Below are 21,257 nucleotides of genomic sequence, written 5' to 3'. Positions count from 1 at the left end.
CATCCTTAGTAGGGGCTTATCCACCCCCCTACTTAAAGGTTATGCACCGCCTCTTTAAAAATGCGTCCTCGATCCTCGAAGGAAGGAAACATGTCCCAGCTCGCACATGCGGGAGATAGTAGAACAATATCCCCGCTCTCTGCGAGCCCGGCAGCCTTCTGGACAGCCGAGGTCAAAGTCGCGGCGGCGTCCTTCCCATTATCGACGAGGAAGATGTCCTTTAATCCGGCTTTGGCAGCAGCCTTCGCGATTTTCTCCTTCGTTTCGCCAAGAAGCACGACGGCTTTCACCCGTCCTTGCAAGGAAGGAATCAATTCCTCATAATCCGACCCGCGGTCAAGCCCGCCTGCAATTAATACGATAGGCTCCTTGAACGAAGTCAATGCCATGTGCGTCGCCTTGGAGTTCGTTGCCTTCGAGTTATTGTAATAGGATACGCCCCGAAGCTTGGCAACGTATTCCAGGCGATGCTCAACGCCGCGGAAGCTGGATAAAGCTTCTTCCAGCTTATCGGGGGCAACGCCGGCCGCTATGGCGATCGCACAGGCAGCCAATGCATTCCCTACATTAAATCTTCCGGGCAGTCCGATGTTCTCCACACGGATGATCTCATGCGTAAACCCTTCGCCATCTGTATAGATCAGCATACGCCCCTGATCGTCGTCGTCCGAGTCCTGGGTACCGGCAACATATGGCGGCATTACGTGAACCCCTTCACGAAGGCTCTCGCTCATCGAAAAAGGCACGATGCGCGCCTTGATATACGGAACAAGGTTTCTGCACACGGGATCATCCCAATTGAGCACAGCGGTATCATCCGCAGTCTGGTTAGCGAACAGCTTGGCTTTGGATGCAACATAATCATCCATCCCGCCATGGTAATCAAGATGCGTTTCCGCAATGTTAAGAAGGCAGGCAATACGCGGCCTGAACTCCTCTGTTCCTTTTAATTGAAAGCTGCTCAGCTCAACAACCATCCAATTGTTTTCAGTTGCTTCTGCTGCAGCCTCGGATAGAGGCGTGCCGATATTGCCGGCTACAATCGGGGATAGACCAGCGCTTTCCAGCAGCTTGCCTACCCAGGTTGTCGTCGTTGTTTTGCCATTCGAGCCTGTGATGCCGATGATCGGTGCTTCACACAGGTGATAGGCGATTTCAACTTCGGTCACGACAGGAATCTTAAGCTCCAGCGCCTTTTGAACTGGCGGGGCGGAATACGGAATTCCGGGATTTTTGACAAGAAGCGTTACACCGGGATGAATAAGATCATCGGGATGTCCACCGCAAATAACAGAAATACCCAAAGCCTCGAGCTCCGAAGCTTCAGGACACTGTTCTCTTTCCTTTCTATCGTTCACAATGACGGAGGCTCCGGCTTGATGCAGCACTTTGGCTACCTGCACTCCGCTTTTGGCCAGTCCCAGTACGACGATATGCTTATCCCGATAATCTTCTAGCTGCTTCATATGTTACAACCCCTTGTTGATATAAAGTCCGAGTCCCGCAAGTATCAGTCCCACGGCCCAAAATGTAAAGACGACGCGCCACTCCGACCACCCGGATAATTCATAATGGTGATGGATCGGGCTCATTTTGAATATTCGCTTGCCTCTGGTTTTGAAGGAAACCACCTGAAGCACAACGGATAACATTTCTATGACGAATACCCCGCCAATAATGAGGAACAGCAGCTCGCTCTTGGTTACGATCGCTATGGCGCCAATAGCGCCCCCGATTCCTAAAGACCCTGTATCTCCCATGAACACTTTAGCAGGGTGAGCGTTAAATACCAGAAAACCGAGTACCGCACCGATCATCGCCGCTGCGCAGAATGCCGCCGCGAACGACGTAGACTGGATCGCCACAATGGCATAAGCGCCAAAGGCAATCGCACTGACACCGGACAGCAGACCGTCCACTCCATCGGTGAAATTGACCGCATTGGTGACCGCAAGCATCATGACTACGATAAACGGATAATAGAACCACGGCCCCCAATCAAAGGACCAATCCATACCTGGAACGCTTATCGCGGTGCTATGGCCGTTGGAGATCAACAGCCAGCACATAATGCCGGAAAACAGAAGCTGTCCAAACAGCTTCTGCCTGGCCGTGAGTCCTAATGATCTGCGAAATACGATCTTAATATAGTCGTCAAAAAAGCCGATCAAACCGAAACCGAGCGTCGCTACGATCATCACATAGAAATCAGTATCGACAGGAGAAAATTTAATATAAGTCAGTGTAAAAGCAAGCAGAATCACAACGCCGCCCATCGTTGGCGTTCCGGCTTTTTTCAAATGGCTCTGCGGACCGTCGTTCCTAACCTGCTGGCCGAACTTCATCCGCCGCAGCAGCGGAATGAGCAGCGGAGCCGATATCACCGCAAGCACAAACGCTACACCGATTGTCAATAACAGCAATTGAAAGTCCATCAGCTCACCCCCTCACTCCGTTGTTGCCGCCAGGCAGGGCCTTCAAGGCGTCAACCACGTGTTCCAGCCTCATGCCGCGCGAGGCTTTCACCAATACGATATCCTTCTCCGTTACCCGCTCCAGCAAGGCTTCGATCAGTTTTTCTTTATCCGTAAACGGAAGCACTGCTCCTTCAGGAAAGCGGTCTTTCGCTTTCCTGGCCGTGTGAAGCGACAATGGGCCGAAGGTGAACACAAGATCCGTGTTGTCCGGAGATAAGTAATCTCCAATCTCGGCATGGAATTCCTCTTCACGCTGACCAAGTTCCAGCATGTCCCCGAGAACGGCAATTCGCCGGTGGTAGCCTTTCATATCACCAAGCACGTCCAATGCCGCCTTGACCGCGGTAGGACTCGAATTATAAGCATCGTTCAGCACGGTGACCCCAAACGCAGTCTCCACGGCTTCAATCCGCATGCTCGACAGCTTCAGATTGGCAAACCCGCTGCGAATAGCTTCATCGCCGATTCCCAAATGGGCTGCTACAGCCATCGCCGCAAGCGCGTTGACTACGTTATGACGTCCAAGAAGCGGCAAGCTAAAGCCTTCGCCCGCATGCCGGTTCGAAGTGAAGATGATTCCTCTTGCATGGAACATAAGTCCCGTCGGATAATCGTCATTGGTTTCTTGATTGCCAAACGTAAATGTTCGAAGCCCTTCTGGCTTCACCGTAGTTTCTTCAGCAAGCACCTGGCGGATCAACGGTTCGTCCCCATGGTAAATCAGCAAGCCGCCCGGCTTCATGCCGCTAATAATTTCAAGCTTGGCGCGGGCGATTTCTTCGCGCGAACCGAGCTGAAGCATATGCGCTTCCCCTACGTTGGTAATCACCGTCATATCCGGACGTGCAATGCTCGAAAGCAGTTCAATCTCATGACGTCCGCTCATGCCCATCTCAAGCACGATAATATCGGTATCTTCCTTCATCGCGAGGACGGTTAACGGAAGACCGATATGATTGTTGTAATTGCCTTGCGTCTTGTGAACGTTAAACGTGGTTTCAAGCAGTGCGGACACCATGTCCTTCACGGTGGTTTTTCCGTTGCTGCCGGTTATGCCCACCACCTTGGCGCTGCTCTCGGACAAATAGGCCGCCGCAAGCGTCTGGAGCGCCGTTAACGTATCCTCCACGAGAATGAGCGGCAGGTCGGGAATCGGTTGATGATCTCTCTGCCAGAGCACTGCGCCGGCTCCGCTGGCGATCACGCTCTCCGCGAACGCATGCCCGTCAAATTTCTCGCCAACAATCGGAACAAACAAATTTCCCGGCTGTATGGTTCGGGAGTCGGTACCGACCCCTTGAATGATAATATTGTCATCTTGGTTACGTGAGAGCGTCCCGCCGCACATGTCGGCGATGCTCTTTAATGATTTATGGATCACTATTGTCTGCCCCTTATCGCGTCTTTGGCTACGATGCGGTCGTCAAAATCTAGCACTTCGCCCGCAATCAGCTGGTAGGTCTCATGACCTTTCCCCGCAATCAATACTACATCGCCCGGGCTTGCCATTTCAATAGCCTTTTCAATCGCTTTCCGGCGATCAACGATGAGCTTGTAGTTTTCTGTTGACACTTCGTCCTCAATCAAGCCGGCTTCGATATCCTTCAGGATCAAATCCGGATCTTCCGTGCGGGGATTATCGGAAGTCACCAATACAACATCGCTATATTTCGCAGCAATTTTACCCATGATCGGCCGTTTGGTCCGATCCCGGTCGCCGCCGCAGCCGAATACCGTGAGCACCCGGCCTTCAGCGAATTCATTAACGGTACGCAGTACATTTTCGAGTCCGTCCGGCGTGTGCGCATAATCCACGATCACGGCGTACGGCTGACCTTCATCCACGACCTCCACGCGGCCGTCAACGCCGGGCACGGACTCCAGGCTGTTCTTGATATCCTCGAGAGGGATTCCCTCAAGAAGCGCGGCAGCGATCGCGGCCATGGCATTATACACGTTGAATTTCCCTACCATTCGAATCGCAATATCCGCACTGCCGCGGAAGGTATCCACATGGAACGAGGTGCCTTGAGCGGTGATCGAGATGTTGCTTGCCCGTATATCCGCATCTTCTCCCAAACCATAGGTAATCACTTCCGCCGCCGTCTGCTTGGCAAAATAAGCCGAAGCCTCATCATCCGCATTCAGGACGGCATATTTGCGTGATGGTTCATCCTTGGCAAAAGCGTTGCCCAGCCGGGAGAAAAATAACCCTTTTGCCCCGCGATATTCTTCCATCGTATGATGGTAGTCCAGATGATCCTGCGTCAGGTTTGTGAATATAGCCGTTCGGAAGTCCGTTCCCTTTACCCGCCCCTGTTCGAGCGCATGCGAGGATACCTCCATCACGCAGCACTCGGTGCCTGCGTTCGCCATATCGTTCAAGTAACGCTGAAGCTCCAGCGCCTCTGGCGTCGTTCTTGGCATCGGGAAGGACTGACCGTCGTATTTCATCTGAATCGTGCCGATCAATCCGGTCTTCAAACCGTAATCATTCATGATCGTCTCGATCAAATACGTTGTCGTTGTCTTGCCGTTCGTTCCGGTTACGCCAATCATCTTCATGCGGGAGCTCGGCTGATTATAAAAGGCGTTCGCCAAACCCGCCATCGCAAAGCGGCTGTCCCTCACGATGACTTGCGGAAGGTCGACCTCAAGCTTTCGCTCAACAACCAATGCCGCAGCGCCTTGGTCAGCGGCCTGAGCTGCAAACTGGTGTCCATCTACCGTATGGCCCGGCAGACAAATGAACAAATCCCCCGCTTTCACTTGTCTTGAGTCTGTTTCAATCCCCGTGATTTCAACTTCTCCGGATCCTTCGATAACAGCAGCAGCCAATACGGATGATAATTGCTTCAATTTCATTGTTATCCCTCTCTCTATATATCTGCATCATCGTCCCTCGCTCCCGAATCGGATGATGCCTTAATGTTCGTGCTTGGTTCCCTCGGGTTCTTCACCCATATAGATCCGAATGGTAGACCCTCGCTCTACCCGACTTCCCGGCTTCGGAGCCTGGGAAATCACTGTGTTGCCGGTCCCGGACTTGGCCAGCATGAAATTCATATTCAGATCCTCATACAGATCCTGAACCGTAGCTCCGACCAGGTTCGGTACAGTCACGGTTGGTGTCTCACCATACTTGTATTCACGGGCAAGCTGGTCTTTACGCGGCGGAACATTCATATAATGCAGCGCATCCTCCAGGATGTTCTGCACGATCGGAGCAGCTACGACGCCACCGAATTGAATGCCCTTCGGATTATCTACCGCCGTGTACACCACAATCTCAGGATCATCGGCAGGCGCAAATCCGATGAACGATACGATATGCTCGGTCGATGAGTACCGGCCATTAATAACCTTCTGGGCGGTTCCCGTCTTCCCTCCGACTCGATAGCCGTCGATGAAGGCCGGGCGTCCGGTCCCTTTGGCAACGACGCTCTCGAGCGCCTCGCGCACTTGCTTGGATGTTTCTTCCGAGATCACTTGTCTGACAAGCTCCGGCTTGATTTCCTCGACCGTCTCTCCCGTTTCTGGATTGACCCACGCCTTGGCCACATGCGGCTTAAACAATTTGCCGCCGTTAATGGCGGCGGACACTGCAGCAACCTGCTGGATCGGCGTAACCGATACCCCTTGCCCAAATGCCGTTGTCGCCAGCTCAACAGGACCGACGTTGTCGAGTTTGAACAGGATGCCATTCTCTTCCCCATTCAAATCGATCCCCGTCTTTGCCCCGAAGCCAAAATCGCGGATATACTGAAACAGGCTTTCCTTGCCCAGCTTCTGACCTAACGCCACGAAGCCCGGGTTGCAGGAGTTCTGGACAACCTCCATGAAGGTCTGGCTGCCATGGCCGCCTTTTTTCCAGCAGCGCAGTCTCGCTCCACCGACTTCTACCGCTCCACTGTCAAAGAAGTGGTCGTTCTTCAGGTCGACCTTGTCCTCTTCAAGGGCAGCGGCAAGCGTAATAATCTTGAATGTCGAGCCTGGTTCATAGGTCATCCAGATCGGCAGGTTGCGGTTGTACGTCTCGGCTGAAAACTCCTGGTAATTGGCAGGAGAATACCCTGGCCTGCTGGCCATTGCCAAAATCTCGCCAGTCTTGGGGTTCATGGCAATCGACCAAGCCCCATTCGCCTGATACTTCACCATGGCTTGATCAAGCTCTCGCTCCATAATGGACTGAATCGATTTATCGATCGTTAGCTCCAGATTCAGACCATCACGAGGCTCAACATACTTTTCCGAGGAACCCGGCATGATTCTCCCGCCTGCGTCGGACAGATAGGATATTCCGCCTTCAAAGCCTTTCAGTTTGTCGTCATGCATGGCCTCCAAGCCGGTAAGTCCCTGACTGTAGGCCCCCGTGAACCCCAATATATGGGCTGCGAGATCGCCATAAGGATAATACCGTTTGTTATCCTCAGCAACAACGATACCCGGCAGCTTCAAATCACGAATTTCCTGAGCCAGCTCCATCGTAATTTTTCGTCCACCGGGATTTATCCGTTCCAACCTCGAACGTTTCGTAATGATTTTCTTGATATCGGCTTTGTCCATGTTGATAAGCCCGGCCAAGGTTTCGGCCGTATGGTCCGGATCTTTGATTTGTACAGGAATCGCCCAAATGGTCGGTGTTGTTATATTCGTAACCAATGCGGTTCCGTTACGATCCAAAATTTCACCACGCTGGGCCGCAAACGGAATGTCGCGGCGCCAGAGATCCTCCGCCTTCGCCGACAGCTCCGCGCCTTTCCCAATCTGCACATAAGCCAGTCTGATAATCAGTGCTGAGAACAGCAGGAGCAGCAGCAGCAGGCTCCAGAGCAGCCTTCTCCGCTGCGATACCTTGGATACTTTCACCTAAGCTTCCCTCCCTGTTTGAACCCGAAAGCTCATGATATGCGTTCTTCACATGAGTATTCGGGACAAACCCGGGTTAGAACAAGCTATTCCCCTTCTGTCTTGCCTTGTCCTTGGTCGATTGCCTCGACATCGTTATCGGCAGTTCCTTCCGACTCTTTTTCATCGGTTTCTTCCCCGTTCGCATTTTCGCTGCCAACGGAGGAAGTTTCATCGGAACTGCTGCTTCCCGTGATCAACTCTTGAGCCGACTTCAGCGTTAACTGCACGATTCGCTGACCATTCTCCTTGGCTTCCAATTGCGAAACAACGTAGCCTTCACCCTGAACATTAACCTTTACTTTCATCAAAGTGAGCACTTCCATGGCGTCCCTAAGCGATTCACCCTCTAAATTCGGTATTTTCATCGTTGGACTATCCTCGGTAAGAAGATAGATCCGTTGACCTGCACTAATGATCGCATTGGCAGGCGGGTATTGCTCCTTCACCGTGTTTCCGTTGCCCAAGGTCTCAAACGCCACTCCATCCTTCAGCAGCTTGGCTTTTACGTCACTCAGCTTCAACCCCGTAAAATCCGGTGCTTTCAGGGAATCCGTCAGCGATGTTCCTGATTTCGTTTTTTCCTTATCCTGCTTTGCATTCGATTTGGGAACGCCCCAATAATTCAATGTTTTGGAGACGATCTCTTTGAATATAGGCGCTGCCAGCTTACCGCCGCCTTGTTCCTCATTCGGTTCGTCGATAATGACCAGCACGGCAATCTTCGGATTCTCGACGGGAGCGTACCCAATGAATGAAACCACTTGTTTCGAACGGTCTTTATATCCGCCTCCGGATTTTATAGCGGTACCCGTTTTGCCGGCAACACGATAGCCCTCAATATACGCATTCTTACCTGTACCGTTTAATTGGTCAGCAACGACCTGCTCAAGGTAAGTCCCCGTTTCTCTTGCGGCCTCAGGAGATATGACCTGGCGCACGACTTTCGGTTCGATTTTCTCAACCTTGCCCGTGTTGGGGTCCTCGATCTGCTTCACCATGTGAGGCTGCATGAGCTTGCCTCCGTTGGCAACGGCCGAAATGGCCGCAATCTGTTGAATAGGCGTTACGGATACGGCGTAACCGTAGGTCATGGTTGAAATATCGGAGTCATAAGTCATATTCAAGGTACCGAGAATCTCCCCCGGAAGATCAATGTCCGTTTTCTGCGTAAACCCAAAATCCCGAATATAGTTGGTAAATCGCTCCTTGCCGAGCATTTCGTATCCCAATTTTACAAATGCCACGTTACTCGACCTTTTTACGCCTTCCAGGTAGGTAATGGGGCCCCAGCCTACGCTGTTAATGTCCCGGTGGGTTCTTCCACCAGCTCTTATGGATCCGGATTGATAAATAGCACCCGGGTTAAACAGCTTTTCCTGCACTGCGCTGGCCAGCGTAACAATTTTGAAGGTTGATCCCGGCTCATAGATGGACCGCACGGCATGATTGTTAAAATTCTTTTGATTCCATTTCGAATATGTATTGGGATCAAAAGTCGGCATATTGGCCATCCCCAGTATTTCCATCGTGTTCGGATCCGCTGCGATTACCGTCATACTGATTGGTTTATATTGGTTATACGTGTCGCGCATCGCTTCCTCGATATAATACTGGATTGTATCGTCGGTCGTCAGTACTAAATTTTTCCCATTTATTGCAGGCTGGTATAATTCATCCTCGCTGGGCAGCTTGACTCCCTTCTTGTCGCTCTTGTAAGAAGCGAATCCATCGGTACCCTTCAGCATCTCGTCATAATATTGCTCAATACCTCCGATCCCCTTTCCTTGACGATCGGTATAACCCAACATATGTGCAGCCAATGTCTCTTTGGGATAGAAGCGTTTCTGCTCGCGTTGAAAGCCGATGCCCGAATCGGGAACTTTGCCTGCGGCCTTCAATTTATCATTCAAGCTTTCGCTGAACGCTTTAACCTCTTCCATCTTCTCCTTGTCAATCTTCCATCCTTCATTGCGGACTTCCACGCCCTTAAGGTATTCCCCATCCTTGCCTTTGGCTTGAACCATTTCACGAAGCTTGTCCTCATCCTTGCCGAGAGTTTCATGCAGTCCTTTAACGACCTCATTCTCCATGCCATTAGCCTGAATGACCGCAGGATTCACAATAACTGTAAAGGCAGGCGCATCCATGGCTAGAATATCGCCGTCCCGATCCATGATCGTTCCTCGCGTGGCTGGAAGATCCTGTTTACGCGACCATTTCGATAAAGCTTGTTCCTTCCAGAAGTCGTTATCGATCACCTGCAGCCAAAACACCCGACCAATCAATAAAGCAAAAAAGAGGGTTATACATCCCCCTATTAGCACGGTACGCAGTTTGATTTTTTTTATCATCGGTCAAAACCTCACACTTCAATCATTTTGTCCCGAGTCCGAATTCTGTGTCTCGGATGACCCCGAGACCGGTGATAGATGGATCGTATTATTGTCATCAATAGGGACATAGCCCAGCTCTTTCGCCTTGTCCAATATTTGCGTCTCCAGTGTTTGCTTCTCAACCTGAAGCTGATTGATATTTCGTTTAGCTTCGAGTGTCTTATTTTCCGTCGACTGGATCTGCCGGTTCAAGTCATAGGAATGAACATGACTCATGCCAATGACACCCATGACGGCAACCACAAATACCACGGACAGCAAATACAACAGCTTTTCTTTTTGCGGAAGCTGGGAACGACGTTTGACGACTTTTGTCTTCTCGAGATAAGCGGACTGCTGCGTTTCCTTCTGTCTCTCCTGTACGGCTAAATTGCCGCGCGTGTAAGCCATGGCTGATTCTCCTTCTTCAGGGATTTTATGTTTCTACAGTTTCTCCGCAATCCGCAGTTTCGCCGAACGCGCCCTTGGATTACTCTCAATCTCTTCCGCAGAGGGGATAAGCGGTTTGCGGTTCACCAACTTCAGCTCACCTTGGCCGCCTCCGCATACACACATCGGAAAATCTGGAGGGCACGTACACTTGGGAATGTAACTGTTAAAAATTTGTTTGCATATTCGGTCTTCGAGCGAGTGAAACGTGATGACCGACACTCTTCCTCCCGGTGCAAGACATCTCACGGCTTGGTGAAGTGCGTCTTTGAATGCGCCAAGCTCATCATTTACCGCAATCCGAAACGCTTGAAAGCTTCGTTTGGCCGGGTGGCCGCCCGTTCTCCGAGCTGCGGCCGGAATCCCTTCCTTAATCATCTCGACAAGCTCGCCGGTTGTCTGAATAGGGCTCTGTGCCCTTCTTTCAACAATGACCTTGGCAATTCGCCTTGAAAATTTCTCTTCGCCGTATTCATACAATATTCGCGCGATTTCCTGTTCCGGCCATTCGTTTACAATCTTGGCTGCGGTAAGCTCGGCGGATTGATCCATCCGCATATCCAGCGGGGCATCATGATTGTAACTAAACCCTCTCTCCCCTTCATCGAACTGTGGAGAAGATACGCCCAAATCGAACAGTATACCGTCAACTTGCGGCTGCCCGTTCTCGTCAACCTCCACTTCGTTTCGGAGCACCTCCTCCAAATCACGAAAATTGGTTTTGACGAGCGTGATCCGGTCCACATACGGCTTCATGACTTCCCGGGCGTTATTCAATGCCCAGTCATCCTGATCCAATGCGATTAACCGACCTTTCGAACTTAGTTGGGAAGCAATCAGCGAGCTGTGCCCTGCTCCCCCGAGCGTACAGTCAACATATATACCGTCTGGTTTGATGCGCAGCCCTTCTGTCGCTTCTTGCTTAAGCACTGTGATGTGATGGAACAAAGCTGCAGCCCTCCATTGTGTCTCATTCATGATTTTAAGTGTTACTTGTCCATTTCAATACGATGTTCCCAGCTGGTTATAAATCAAAATCAAAATCTACCAGCTTCTCAGCAATGTCATTGAATGCTTCCTCCGACTGCTGATAGTAATTCTGCCACTGCTCCTTGCTCCAGATCTCCACTCGGCTCGATACGCCGATGACGACGCATTCCTTCTCGAGCTTGGCGAACTCGCGCAAATTGCCCGGCAAATTTACCCTTCCCTGTTTATCCCATTCACATTCCGTCGCCCCGGAGAAAAAAAACCGGGTGAATGCGCGTGCATCCGACTTCATGAGCGGCAGGGATTTGAGCTTCTGTTCCATGATGGCCCATTCATCTTTGGGGTATACAAAGAGGCAATTGTCCAATCCGCGGGTTACGATAAACGAGGTGCCCAGGAGGTCACGAAACTTAGCAGGGATAATGATTCTCCCTTTATCGTCGATGCTATGTTGAAACTCCCCCATGAACATCAGGCACTCCACCCCTTAACCCCGATTCCCCACTTTGCACCACTTTCCACCACTTTAGGATAATAGATTCGGCGTCAAGAATCAAATACCTTCTAACGAGCATTTGTTTTTTTGGAACTTTCTCTCAGAACAGTCGCACAAAAAACCTCCTTTCATCCCGCTTGGGGATGGAAAGGAGGTTTGCAAATGATCTAAAGCTGCTGCTGTTTAGTGCTGAGCCCAGCTGTCCAAGTAAGACTTCTGCTCAGCGCTCAGGCTGTCGATTGTAATACCTAGACTTTCCAGTTTATATAAGGCAACCTGTTCATCCAATTCGTAAGGAACATTTACAACGCGGTTACCGATGTTCTTATACTGATCATTCACGTGTTTGAGCGACAGTGCCTGAAGCGCAAACGTCATATCCATAATTTCCGCCGGATGTCCGTCACCTGCCGCCAGATTCACCAAACGGCCTTCAGCAAGCAAATAAATCTTACGGCCATCTTTCAGGTGATATTCTTCGATATTGCGCCGAACCGTCCGAACCGATTGAGACCGTTCTGACAAATCCGGTTTATTGACTTCCACATCGAAGTGACCGGCATTGGATAAAATGGCACCGTCCTTCATGACATCAAAGTCTTCCCCGCTGATGACATCGCGGTTACCCGTGACGGTTACAAAGAAGTCTCCCAATTTGGCCGCTTCGCGCATTGGCATGACGCTGAAGCCGTCCATATAAGCCTCAACGGCCTTAATCGCATCAATCTCGGTCACAATAACGTTGGCACCAAGACCTTTGGCACGCATGGCCACGCCCTTGCCGCACCAGCCATACCCTACAACAACAACCGTCTTGCCTGCAACCACCAGGTTGGTCGTCCGGTTAATTCCGTCCCAGACCGATTGTCCGGTACCGTAACGGTTATCAAACAAGTATTTGCAATATGCATCGTTCACGGCAACCATCGGAAATTTCAGAGCTCCTTCTTTCTCCAAAGATTTCAGTCGCAGGATGCCTGTCGTTGTCTCTTCCGCTCCGCCCCGAATTCCTTCAAGCAGATCGGTACGTTCGGAGTGCAGAATCGTAACGAGATCCCCGCCATCGTCGATGATCAGATCCGGTCTGGTCTCCAGTGTTGAAATGAGATGCTGCTTGTATTCCTTAGGATCCGGGTTATACTTGGCAAACACCGTGATCCCGTCTTCTACCAATGCGGCACATACATCATCTTGAGTTGACAGCGGATTACTTCCCGTAATCGTCACTTCAGCGCCGCCGGCCTGAATGACTTTCGCCAGATAAGCGGTCTTGGCTTCCAGATGCAAGGAGATGGCGACTTTCAACCCTTTGAATGGCTGTTCTTTCTCGAATTGTTCACGCACCCGGTTTAATACCGGCATATGCGCCTGGACCCAATCAATTTTCAAATGACCTTCCGGTGCCAGTTTCAAGTCGGTAATATTGCTGGTTTGTATGGATGATGAGCTCATTTAACGGCCTCCTATGATCTGAAGTTTGAATTCCTGATCGTTATACGTAAACAATCCTGTGAATGCCCGAAGCAGCGTATGGGATTTCCATCAGGCGATCCACCAGATTCAATCCATAACGATTCATGTAATCCAGAATGTTGTATACCCTCTCCTGAGGTTTCCCTTCCGGCAACAACGTCTGTTCAATACGCTTCCACTGTGCCAGCGCGGCCTCATGCTGCTGTTCCAAGGCATTCCGGGATTTACTTAACAGGTAATCCATCTGCTCCAATATTTTATCTTTATTGGTTAGACCTAATTTTAACAGTCCACTTTGCATTTTGCCAAGATCTTCTATTAAAGGCTGATATAATGCTTCAAATTGTCCCCGGGTTTGACTGAATCGCGCTTCCAAATTCAGCTCGTCTTGGCTGGCGAGCCAAGCCTCACGCTTCTCGGACAAGCGAAGCTGGACATCCTCGAAGGACAATCCGTATTTCTCCATCAGCTTATGGACGGTTCCATCTACGATGGAGAATGACATTCTTGGGATGATCAGCGGCATCTGCAAACCCAAGTCGGAGAATGCATAACGCGTAATCGCCCAATAGGAAATCTCGCCTGGACCGAGTATCGTCCCGAGCACGGGCAGCAGCGAATCCTGCATGATTGGACGGGTCAACACATTGTTGCTGAAGCGTTCAGGGTGCTGATGCAAATCCCGAAGCAGTTCATCTTCCGTCAGCGAAACGATGCCTTTCCGGTCTGAGAATACACGTCCTTCTCGGTAAAGCAGCAAGCGTCTGCCTTCATGCAAGTAGAACAAGTTAGCCCCATTCTCGGATACATCAGCCTGGACTTCATAACCCTGACCCGCGATATCCCTCGCAGCCTGCTGGTACGAAAGTCCCATTTGTTCGTTGCGGGTAATCAAGGATTCGAATATGGGTACTTCCAACGCCCGAAGTCCCGGGTCTGCCGAATCCAGGAGTATCAGCCCATATTTGCCGAACAGATAGCTGATCAGTTTAGCGAATGCCTCGCTGAGCCCGGCCGAACCGTTTAGCGATTCCCTCGCCAGTTTCAGCAGATCTGCCTTATATTCGCTGTCTGCCAATTGAGTCTGAAGCTCTGCCAGCATCGCATTCCAATCTTCCTCGGCAACGTCAGTATAACTAACTGACGTCCTGAGTCCGTCCTTGGCATCAAGCTTGATCTTGGAAAGCTGCAGATCCTGATTCAGGAAGTACGTATGATTTACTTCATCCCAATCATGATCCTCCCCGGCGATCCAAAATACAGGCACGACAGGACGTTTCAAGCGCTCTTCCGCCTCGCGGGCCGCTTGAATAACGGTAATTGCTTTATATATGACAAGCAGAGGTCCAGTGAACAAACCGCTTTGTTGTCCACCAACCATCGTAACCGTTCCTGGCTGCTCCAGAAGTTGGAGTGATTTATGTACAGCGGGATGATCATTGTGTTTCTTATTGTACGTCCGAAGACAATCCGCCAGCGCTTTACGCTGAATTCGTTTGTCTTCAGAAAGATCCAGCCATTGTACCCGCTCTGCAAAGCTGTGCTCGCCGCGGTAATCTTCACCGTAGAACCCGCTTACCCGGTCGAAATGATGAATATAATCCTGAGCGAGACGCGAGGCGAGGGATAATGGTTCCGGAACGATATTCATGAGGTATGCCTCCTATTCTACGTCGCAACCAAATCTAGATTGTGCTTAAATTTAATTTCTTCTATATTATTTTGCCTTTCTTGATTGTACCGAATGTTGGCATTCTGCGTCAAAGGAAAAGAATAAGCCGCCGGCACGATGCCAGCGGCTATTCTTGAAGCTGCTTCCTCATACTGAGGCCCGTTTATTCAAGCGTAGGCTTTTGCAACCCAGTGTCCTTTGGACACTTCAACCAATTCCGAATCCTTCACGTCCAGTTGAACCGTTCCGTCTTCGCCTTTGGCAGCTGAAATCGGCCCCTGCATATCGTCTTCCAGCTTGAGCCGCTTTTTGTTTGCCTCAATTTCCGGATCCGGAATCGGAATCGCGGACAGCAAGGTTTTGGTGTAAGGATGGATCGGATTTGCATAGAGCTCTTCACTGTCTGCCAGCTCCACCATTTTACCCAAATACATAACCGCTACCCGGTCACTGATATGCTTAACCATGGACAGGTCATGCGCAATGAAGAGATAGGTCAGGCCAAGTCGGTCCTGCAAATCTTTAAGCAGGTTAACAACCTGCGCCTGAATCGAAACGTCCAGCGCCGAGATCGGCTCGTCACAGATGATAAATTTAGGGTTTACCGCGAGAGCACGGGCAATCCCGATCCGTTGACGCTGACCGCCCGAGAATTCATGTGGGTAGCGCGTCGAGTGGTCACTATTCAAGCCGACCATATCCAGCAGCTCCTCAATCCGCTTCTTGCGTTCGGCGCGGCTGCCTGCCATACCGTGAATATCCAGAGCTTCCCCGATAATATCCGACACCGTGAATCTTGGGTTCAGCGAGGCATACGGATCCTGGAAGATCATCTGCATATCGCGGCGCATGGCCTTCATCTTGCCCGGAGACAGCTTGTAAATATCCGTTCCGTTAAAATTAACGCTGCCTGCCGTAGGTTCATAAAGGCGGAGAATCGTCCGTCCCGCAGTGGATTTACCGCAACCCGACTCTCCCACCATACCAAGCGTTTCGCCTTCACGAATAAAGAAATTCAGATCGTCAACCGCTTTAAGAACCTGGCCTTTGCCCACGTTAAAATACTTCTTCAGGCCTTTTACCTCAATCAAGTGGTTATCCTTCATGAACCTTGCGCCTCCTTCGCCATCGGATGCAGATTCCAGCAGCGCGCCGTGTGCGTGTCGCTGAATTCCGTTGCGCCCGGATCCACCCGTTCACAAATTCGCATAGCTTCGTCACAGCGAGCAGCGAACGGACAGCCTACAGGTGGTTTAATCAGATCCGGCGGTGTTCCGATAATCGGAATGAGCGGTTCGTCTTTCTTCTGATCCAGACGCGGCATGGAACGAAGCAAACCTTTGGTGTAAGGGTGCTGCGGATTTTTGAAAATCTCCCATTTCGTTCCCGTTTCCACCACTTCACCTGCATACATGACGATGACACGGTCACACATGCCGGCAACAACGCCGAGGTCATGCGTGATCAGAATGATCGATGTGCCCAAACGTTCCTGCATTTCCTTCATAACGTCCATAATCTGTGCCTGAATGGTCACGTCGAGTGCCGTTGTCGGTTCGTCCGCAATCAGCAGGGTCGGCTTACACGCAAGCGCAATGGCGATCATCGCACGCTGACGCATGCCGCCGGAGAACTCATGCGGATACTGATTAAAGCGCTCCTCCGCATTTTTGATGCCCACCAGCTTCAGCATTTCTATGGCGTGTTTTTTGGCTTCGGAGAAAGACATTCCCTGGTGCTTGATCAGCACCTCTGTAATTTGTTTGCCTATTCTAATGGTCGGATTCAGCGATGTCATCGGATCCTGAAAGATCATTCCAATATCCTTGCCGCGAATCGCTTCCATCTGTTTATTCGTTTTTTTGAGAAGGTCTTGTCCTTGGAAAATGACCTCACCCTTTTTTATTTCTGAGGGCGGGGACGGAATCAATCGCATAATGGTCTGGGCGGTAACACTTTTACCGCTTCCGGACTCACCGACGATGGCAACCGTCTCCCCCTTGCCGACTTCAAAATTCATGCCGCGGACTGCCTTCACTTCACCGCCGCGAACACGAAACGATACGTTGAGGTCCTTTACCTGCAAGATCGGTTCCATACCTTCCCACCTCCTATTTTTTCAATTTCGGATCAAGCGCATCACGCAATCCATCACCGAAAATGTTAAATGCTAACATCGTCAAGCTGATAAATAGAGCAGGGAACAACATCCGCCATGGATAGTACATCCATCCGGACAGGGCATCATTAATCATGGAGCCCCATGAAGCAACCGGTGCTTGAACTCCAAGACCCAGGAAGCTCAGGAATGCCTCGGCAAAGATCGCGCTTGGAACCGACAGGGTCAAGGTGACGATAATCGGACCCATCGCATTCGGAATCAAATGCCGGAACAACAGGCGCGCGGTTCCCGCTCCCATCGAACGTGAGGCGAGGACATATTCTCTGCTCTTCAGCTGCATAATCTCGCCCCGCACAATCCAAGACATGTTAATCCACCCGGTGATGGTTAAGGCGAGTATGATCGTTCCTAAACTTGGTTCAAATACAACCAGCAGCAAAATCGTAACGAGCAGGTACGGAATGGAATACAAAATTTCTGCAAACTTATTCATGAACTCATCGACACGGCCACCGAAATAACCCATGATGCCGCCATATATTACACCAATCATCAAGTCAATCGCAGCTGCTGCAAGACCAACGGTCAAGGATATCCGAGCTCCCATCCAGGTACGAACAAACACGTCGCGGCCCAGATCGTCGGTTCCAAACCAATGTTCTGATGAAGGCGGCATATTCGTATTCATCAAATCATTCGTTTCATAATCATAGTTAGAGATCATCGGGCCGATAATGGCCATGATGACAATCAGGATCATAATAACCAAGCCCGTCATAGCAAGCTTGTTCTTGCGCAATCTTTCCCAGGAATCTCTCCAGGAGGACAAACTTTCACGCTGTATTACCTCGGATTGTTTCTCATCAGGACCAATTTTCTGAAAATCTTCAGGCTTTAAGTTTAGTGCCGCAGGATGAGGCATACTTTGTTCTTTCTCCATGTCTACCTCTCCTTTCCGCCGGTCAATTTAATGCGTGGATCCACAAATACATATACGATATCTGTAACGAAACGCGCCAGCATCAGCAAGATGCCGTAGAATATGGTAATCCCCATAATGACTGTATAATCGCGGTTTGTGATACTTTCAACAAACTGCTTGCCAATGCCGCCAATGCCGAAGATCTGTTCAATAACGACCGAACCGGTAATGATGTTCGCTGTCATTGGCCCGACGTACGTTACGACCGGCAAGATGCCGTTACGGATGACGTGACGGAACATAATGGCGAACCAGTTGAGACCCTTAGCCTTCGCCGTCTTGATATAATCCGAATGCAGCACTTCCAGCATGCTGGATCGCGTTAATCGTGCGATAAATGCAATCGGTTGAGCTGATAGGGCCATAACAGGGAGTACGTAGTCGAGCGGTCCTTCAAAGCCCATAACATTGAAAATGCCCGCTTTCTCTGCGAGAACGTATTGCAACAATGACGCAAGTACGAAACTCGGTACCGCGATGCCGAGAACCGAGATGATCATGGCGATGTTGTCAATCAGCTTGCGGTGATACAGAGCTGCAAGCATCCCTAGCAAGACACCCACGATAACGGATACTACGATCGCGATAAGACCCAATCGGAGTGAAGGGCCAAATGTGTCAACAATAATATCAGTGACGGACTGTCCCTGTTTCTTCATAGACAAACCAAAGTCACCTTGAACGATATTGCCCAAGTATTTCGTATATTGCTGAAATACCGGTTTATCTAAATCATACTGCTCCATCAGCCTCGCCAAAATTTCAGGCGATGGCTTTTTCTCTCCCATAAACGGATCGCCCGGTATGGCTTTCATAAGAAAAAAAGTGGCTGAGATCAGTATGAACAACGATACAAGCATATAAAAAAACTTACTCGCCACATACCTCAGCATTTCGCTAGCCTCCTGATCAGTTGTTCTAAACCAAGCCGTCTATATAATTGTATTATTCTAGAACGGAACTGGCATCCCTTAACTTTCACCAACGGACACAAGATTTGGAAACCTTGCGCTCATACAAAAAAATCGGGATATATATGAGGTTTAAATGCCCCACATATATATCCCGAACCGTAACCTTTTATAAATGGTTTTACAAAAGACTACTCGATATATGCACGTGTGAAATCGATATCACCCTTATAATCCAGATGCAGATTCTTCACCCATGGTTTAACCAAGGACACGCTGGAGTAATAGTAGATCGGCATTACAACTTGGTTTTCTTCAACGAGAATTTTCTCAGCTTTGGACATCAGCTCCATGCGTTTAGCGTTGTCGCTAGTTGCATAAGCATCCTTCACAAGTTTGTCATATTCTTCGTTCTTGAAGCCAGTATCGTTGTTACCACCGTTGGATGTCCACATATCGATATAAGTCATCGGGTCGTTATAATCTGCTCCCCAACCGGAACGGGCAACTTGATAGTTCAAATCCGTACGGTTCTTCAGGAATACGCCCCACTCTTGGTTTTGTACCTTCACAGTAACACCGAGGTTATTCTTCCACATATCTGCGATAGCAAGCGCAATTTTCTTGTGGTTGTCATCGGAGTTATGGATCAGAGTAACTTCCGGCAATGTGGTATAGCCTTTTTCCTTCATACCTTGCTCGAGCAGTTTCTTAGCTTCTTCAAGATTTTCATCGAAGTAAGTATCCGGCACCTCTTTACGGTACTCGTCGGACTCACCTTTGATACCAGGAGGAACAAAACCGTGTGCAGGAAGTTGTCCACCTTGCGTGATTTTCTCTACGATCGCCTGACGATCAATCGCCATGGCAAATGCTTTACGGATGTTCACGTTGTCAAATGGTTCTTCTGTTGTGTTAAAGATATAGAAATACGTTGATGAAATCCCTTTGATCATCAGTTCATCGCCCAATTCCTTCTTGATCGCATTGAGCTGATCCGTCGGAATATTTCCTGTTGGATGTCCTGCATAATCCAATTCATCGTTACGATAGCTTGAAAGTTCAGTTGCCGAGCTGTTCACGATACTCATTTGAACTTTTTCAAGTTTGATTCCATCCTTGTCCCAATATTGGTCGTTCTTCACAAGCTCGATCTTTTGACCTTTGGTCATTTGTGAAACTTTGAACGGACCATTACCGATCAATGTTTCCGGTTTGGTTGCCCAAGAAGCATTACCTTCAACAGAGCTGTGAACCGGGAAGTACGTTTGGAATGACATCAAGCTGAGGAAGTATGGCGTTGGGTTTGCCAGCGTAACTTCGAGCGTATAATCATCGGTTGCTTTTACGCCGACTTCATTGGCGTCTTTGATCTCTCCAAGATTGTAAGCTTCAGCGTTTTTGATGTAATAGAGCTGATACGCATATGGTGATGCAGGAGTAAAGTTCGGATCAAGTACGCGTTTCCATGCATACTCAAAATCTTTTGCTGTTACTGAATCGCCGTTACTCCATTTGGCATCTTTGCGAAGGGTGAAGACATATTTCAATCCATCTTCAGAAACATCCCATTTTTCGGCTACGCCAGGCTCTTCAGAGCCATCTGCACCCTTGCGAACCAAACCTTCAAATACAGCACTGATTACTGTATTCGATGTGTTATCCTGAGCCAAGCCCGGATCCAATGTAGGAGGGTCGGAAGCAAGGTTCATACGGAAGACTTGCTCTTTAGGCTTGTCCGCCGTTCCGCCGTTATTAGCGCCTTCGTTCTTGTCAGCTCCACACGCTGCCAAAACCGAGCTGAAAGCAAGAATTAGCGTCATGAGAAGCAGTAATTTCTTTTGTTTCTTCATCTTGCGGTATCCCCCTCATAGATTTTAGGTATATGCTTATCGATTATACAACCAGTGGTCAAAAAAATCCAGAAATCAATAAATTGAAAAATCTGCCTGACCCAGAGATCAAACAGATTTATCATATAATACTAGTTATTAGATTGTACTTACATCATCTTAATTATGTAGGAGAGGAGACCAAAAAATGTAAAAACTATATAACCAAAACTCATGCTGACAAAACCCAGACGCCACACGGCGCGAAGAAGCCTCTTACCGTTAACCTTGCCTTTCCAGCGGTTCTGCGCACTGCCGATCAACCCCGCTGCAATGAGCAGCATGAGGAGAATGAGATAAAAACCGAATTTGGACTGGAATGTATTATTAAACAAGGCGGAGACGGAAAACAGCATGAAAAATGTGGTTACATCCATGGCCAGCTCCAGCGCTTGCTTTCGATTTTTATTTCTTTGCAAGACAACGAAATACACCAGTAAAAACGGAATGAACGGAAAAAGACTTAATGTGTGAAACAGCCCCTGCAAGAAACCCATGCTAAAGACCCC

Annotated in this window: 17 protein-coding genes; all 17 read right to left on the bottom strand. The window is 49.6% G+C overall.

All coding sequences use genetic code 11. The annotated features are described in order from the left end of the window. Window positions 1-32 precede the first annotated feature (32 nt). The 17 genes from murD to AK95_RS26830 all read right to left on the bottom strand — a co-directional run bounded on the left by murD (window position 33) and on the right by AK95_RS26830 (window position 21,245). Complete coding sequence (gene murD, locus AK95_RS26910) at window positions 33-1,466, bottom strand: UDP-N-acetylmuramoyl-L-alanine--D-glutamate ligase (RefSeq protein WP_071222985.1); 1,434 nt, start codon at window positions 1,464-1,466, stop codon at window positions 33-35. A gap of 3 nt (window positions 1,467-1,469) precedes the next feature. Then, the gene (gene mraY, locus AK95_RS26905; protein ID WP_071222984.1) at window positions 1,470-2,435 is read right to left on the bottom strand and encodes a phospho-N-acetylmuramoyl-pentapeptide-transferase; all 966 of its coding nucleotides are present in this window, start codon (window positions 2,433-2,435) and stop codon (window positions 1,470-1,472) included. A 4-nt stretch (window positions 2,436-2,439) separates the two neighbouring features. Next, window positions 2,440-3,858: a UDP-N-acetylmuramoyl-tripeptide--D-alanyl-D-alanine ligase gene (locus tag AK95_RS26900; protein WP_071222983.1), complete on the bottom strand. Its 1,419-nt coding sequence runs from the start codon at window positions 3,856-3,858 to the stop codon at window positions 2,440-2,442. Further along, a complete protein-coding gene (locus AK95_RS26895; RefSeq protein ID WP_071222982.1) occupies window positions 3,858-5,342 on the bottom strand; it encodes a UDP-N-acetylmuramoyl-L-alanyl-D-glutamate--2,6-diaminopimelate ligase in 1,485 nt (494 codons plus the stop codon). Before AK95_RS26895 ends, AK95_RS26900 begins: the two co-directional genes overlap by 1 nt. A gap of 60 nt (window positions 5,343-5,402) precedes the next feature. Then, window positions 5,403-7,346 carry a stage V sporulation protein D gene (locus tag AK95_RS26890; RefSeq protein ID WP_071222981.1) on the bottom strand — a complete coding sequence of 648 codons (1,944 nt, stop codon included), beginning with the start codon at window positions 7,344-7,346 and terminating at the stop codon, window positions 5,403-5,405. 86 nt (window positions 7,347-7,432) lie between these two features. Then, the gene (locus AK95_RS26885) at window positions 7,433-9,739 is read right to left on the bottom strand and encodes a penicillin-binding transpeptidase domain-containing protein (RefSeq protein WP_071222980.1); all 2,307 of its coding nucleotides are present in this window, start codon (window positions 9,737-9,739) and stop codon (window positions 7,433-7,435) included. Window positions 9,740-9,757: 18 nt separating this feature from the next. Next, window positions 9,758-10,171 (bottom strand): cell division protein FtsL, encoded by a 414-nt coding sequence (locus AK95_RS26880; RefSeq protein WP_071222979.1) that lies wholly within the window; start codon window positions 10,169-10,171, stop codon window positions 9,758-9,760. 33 nt (window positions 10,172-10,204) lie between these two features. Continuing rightward, complete coding sequence (gene rsmH, locus AK95_RS26875; protein ID WP_071222978.1) at window positions 10,205-11,158, bottom strand: 16S rRNA (cytosine(1402)-N(4))-methyltransferase RsmH; 954 nt, start codon at window positions 11,156-11,158, stop codon at window positions 10,205-10,207. 76 nt (window positions 11,159-11,234) lie between these two features. Continuing rightward, window positions 11,235-11,672 carry a division/cell wall cluster transcriptional repressor MraZ gene (mraZ, locus tag AK95_RS26870; RefSeq protein ID WP_009590832.1) on the bottom strand — a complete coding sequence of 146 codons (438 nt, stop codon included), beginning with the start codon at window positions 11,670-11,672 and terminating at the stop codon, window positions 11,235-11,237. Between the two features lie 207 nt (window positions 11,673-11,879). Beyond that, entirely contained in the window at window positions 11,880-13,148 is a 1,269-nt protein-coding gene (locus AK95_RS26865; RefSeq protein ID WP_071222977.1) for an adenosylhomocysteinase, read from the bottom strand. 40 nt (window positions 13,149-13,188) lie between these two features. Next, complete coding sequence (gene bshC / locus AK95_RS26860) at window positions 13,189-14,820, bottom strand: bacillithiol biosynthesis cysteine-adding enzyme BshC (protein WP_071222976.1); 1,632 nt, start codon at window positions 14,818-14,820, stop codon at window positions 13,189-13,191. 188 nt (window positions 14,821-15,008) lie between these two features. Continuing rightward, window positions 15,009-15,947 carry an ABC transporter ATP-binding protein gene (locus AK95_RS26855; RefSeq protein ID WP_071222975.1) on the bottom strand — a complete coding sequence of 313 codons (939 nt, stop codon included), beginning with the start codon at window positions 15,945-15,947 and terminating at the stop codon, window positions 15,009-15,011. Next, window positions 15,944-16,939 (bottom strand): ABC transporter ATP-binding protein, encoded by a 996-nt coding sequence (locus AK95_RS26850; RefSeq protein WP_071222974.1) that lies wholly within the window; start codon window positions 16,937-16,939, stop codon window positions 15,944-15,946. Before AK95_RS26850 ends, AK95_RS26855 begins: the two co-directional genes overlap by 4 nt. 13 nt (window positions 16,940-16,952) lie before the next feature. Further along, the gene (locus AK95_RS26845) at window positions 16,953-17,903 is read right to left on the bottom strand and encodes an ABC transporter permease (RefSeq protein WP_071222973.1); all 951 of its coding nucleotides are present in this window, start codon (window positions 17,901-17,903) and stop codon (window positions 16,953-16,955) included. A gap of 2 nt (window positions 17,904-17,905) precedes the next feature. Next, on the bottom strand, window positions 17,906-18,838 hold the full coding sequence (locus tag AK95_RS26840; RefSeq protein ID WP_071222972.1) for an ABC transporter permease: 933 nt from the start codon (window positions 18,836-18,838) through the stop codon (window positions 17,906-17,908). 209 nt (window positions 18,839-19,047) lie between these two features. After that, window positions 19,048-20,709, bottom strand: coding sequence for a peptide ABC transporter substrate-binding protein (locus tag AK95_RS26835; RefSeq protein WP_071222971.1), 1,662 nt, complete (start codon window positions 20,707-20,709; stop codon window positions 19,048-19,050). A gap of 149 nt (window positions 20,710-20,858) precedes the next feature. Beyond that, a complete protein-coding gene (locus tag AK95_RS26830) occupies window positions 20,859-21,245 on the bottom strand; it encodes a DUF3397 domain-containing protein (protein WP_071222970.1) in 387 nt (128 codons plus the stop codon). Between the last annotated feature and the right edge of the window lie 12 nt (window positions 21,246-21,257).

This window comes from Paenibacillus sp. LC231 (assembly GCF_001860525.1).
GTDB lineage: Bacteria > Bacillota > Bacilli > Paenibacillales > Paenibacillaceae > Paenibacillus_AQ.
Note: the sequence above shows the minus strand (reverse complement) of the source record. Positions and strands in the feature narration are given on the sequence as shown.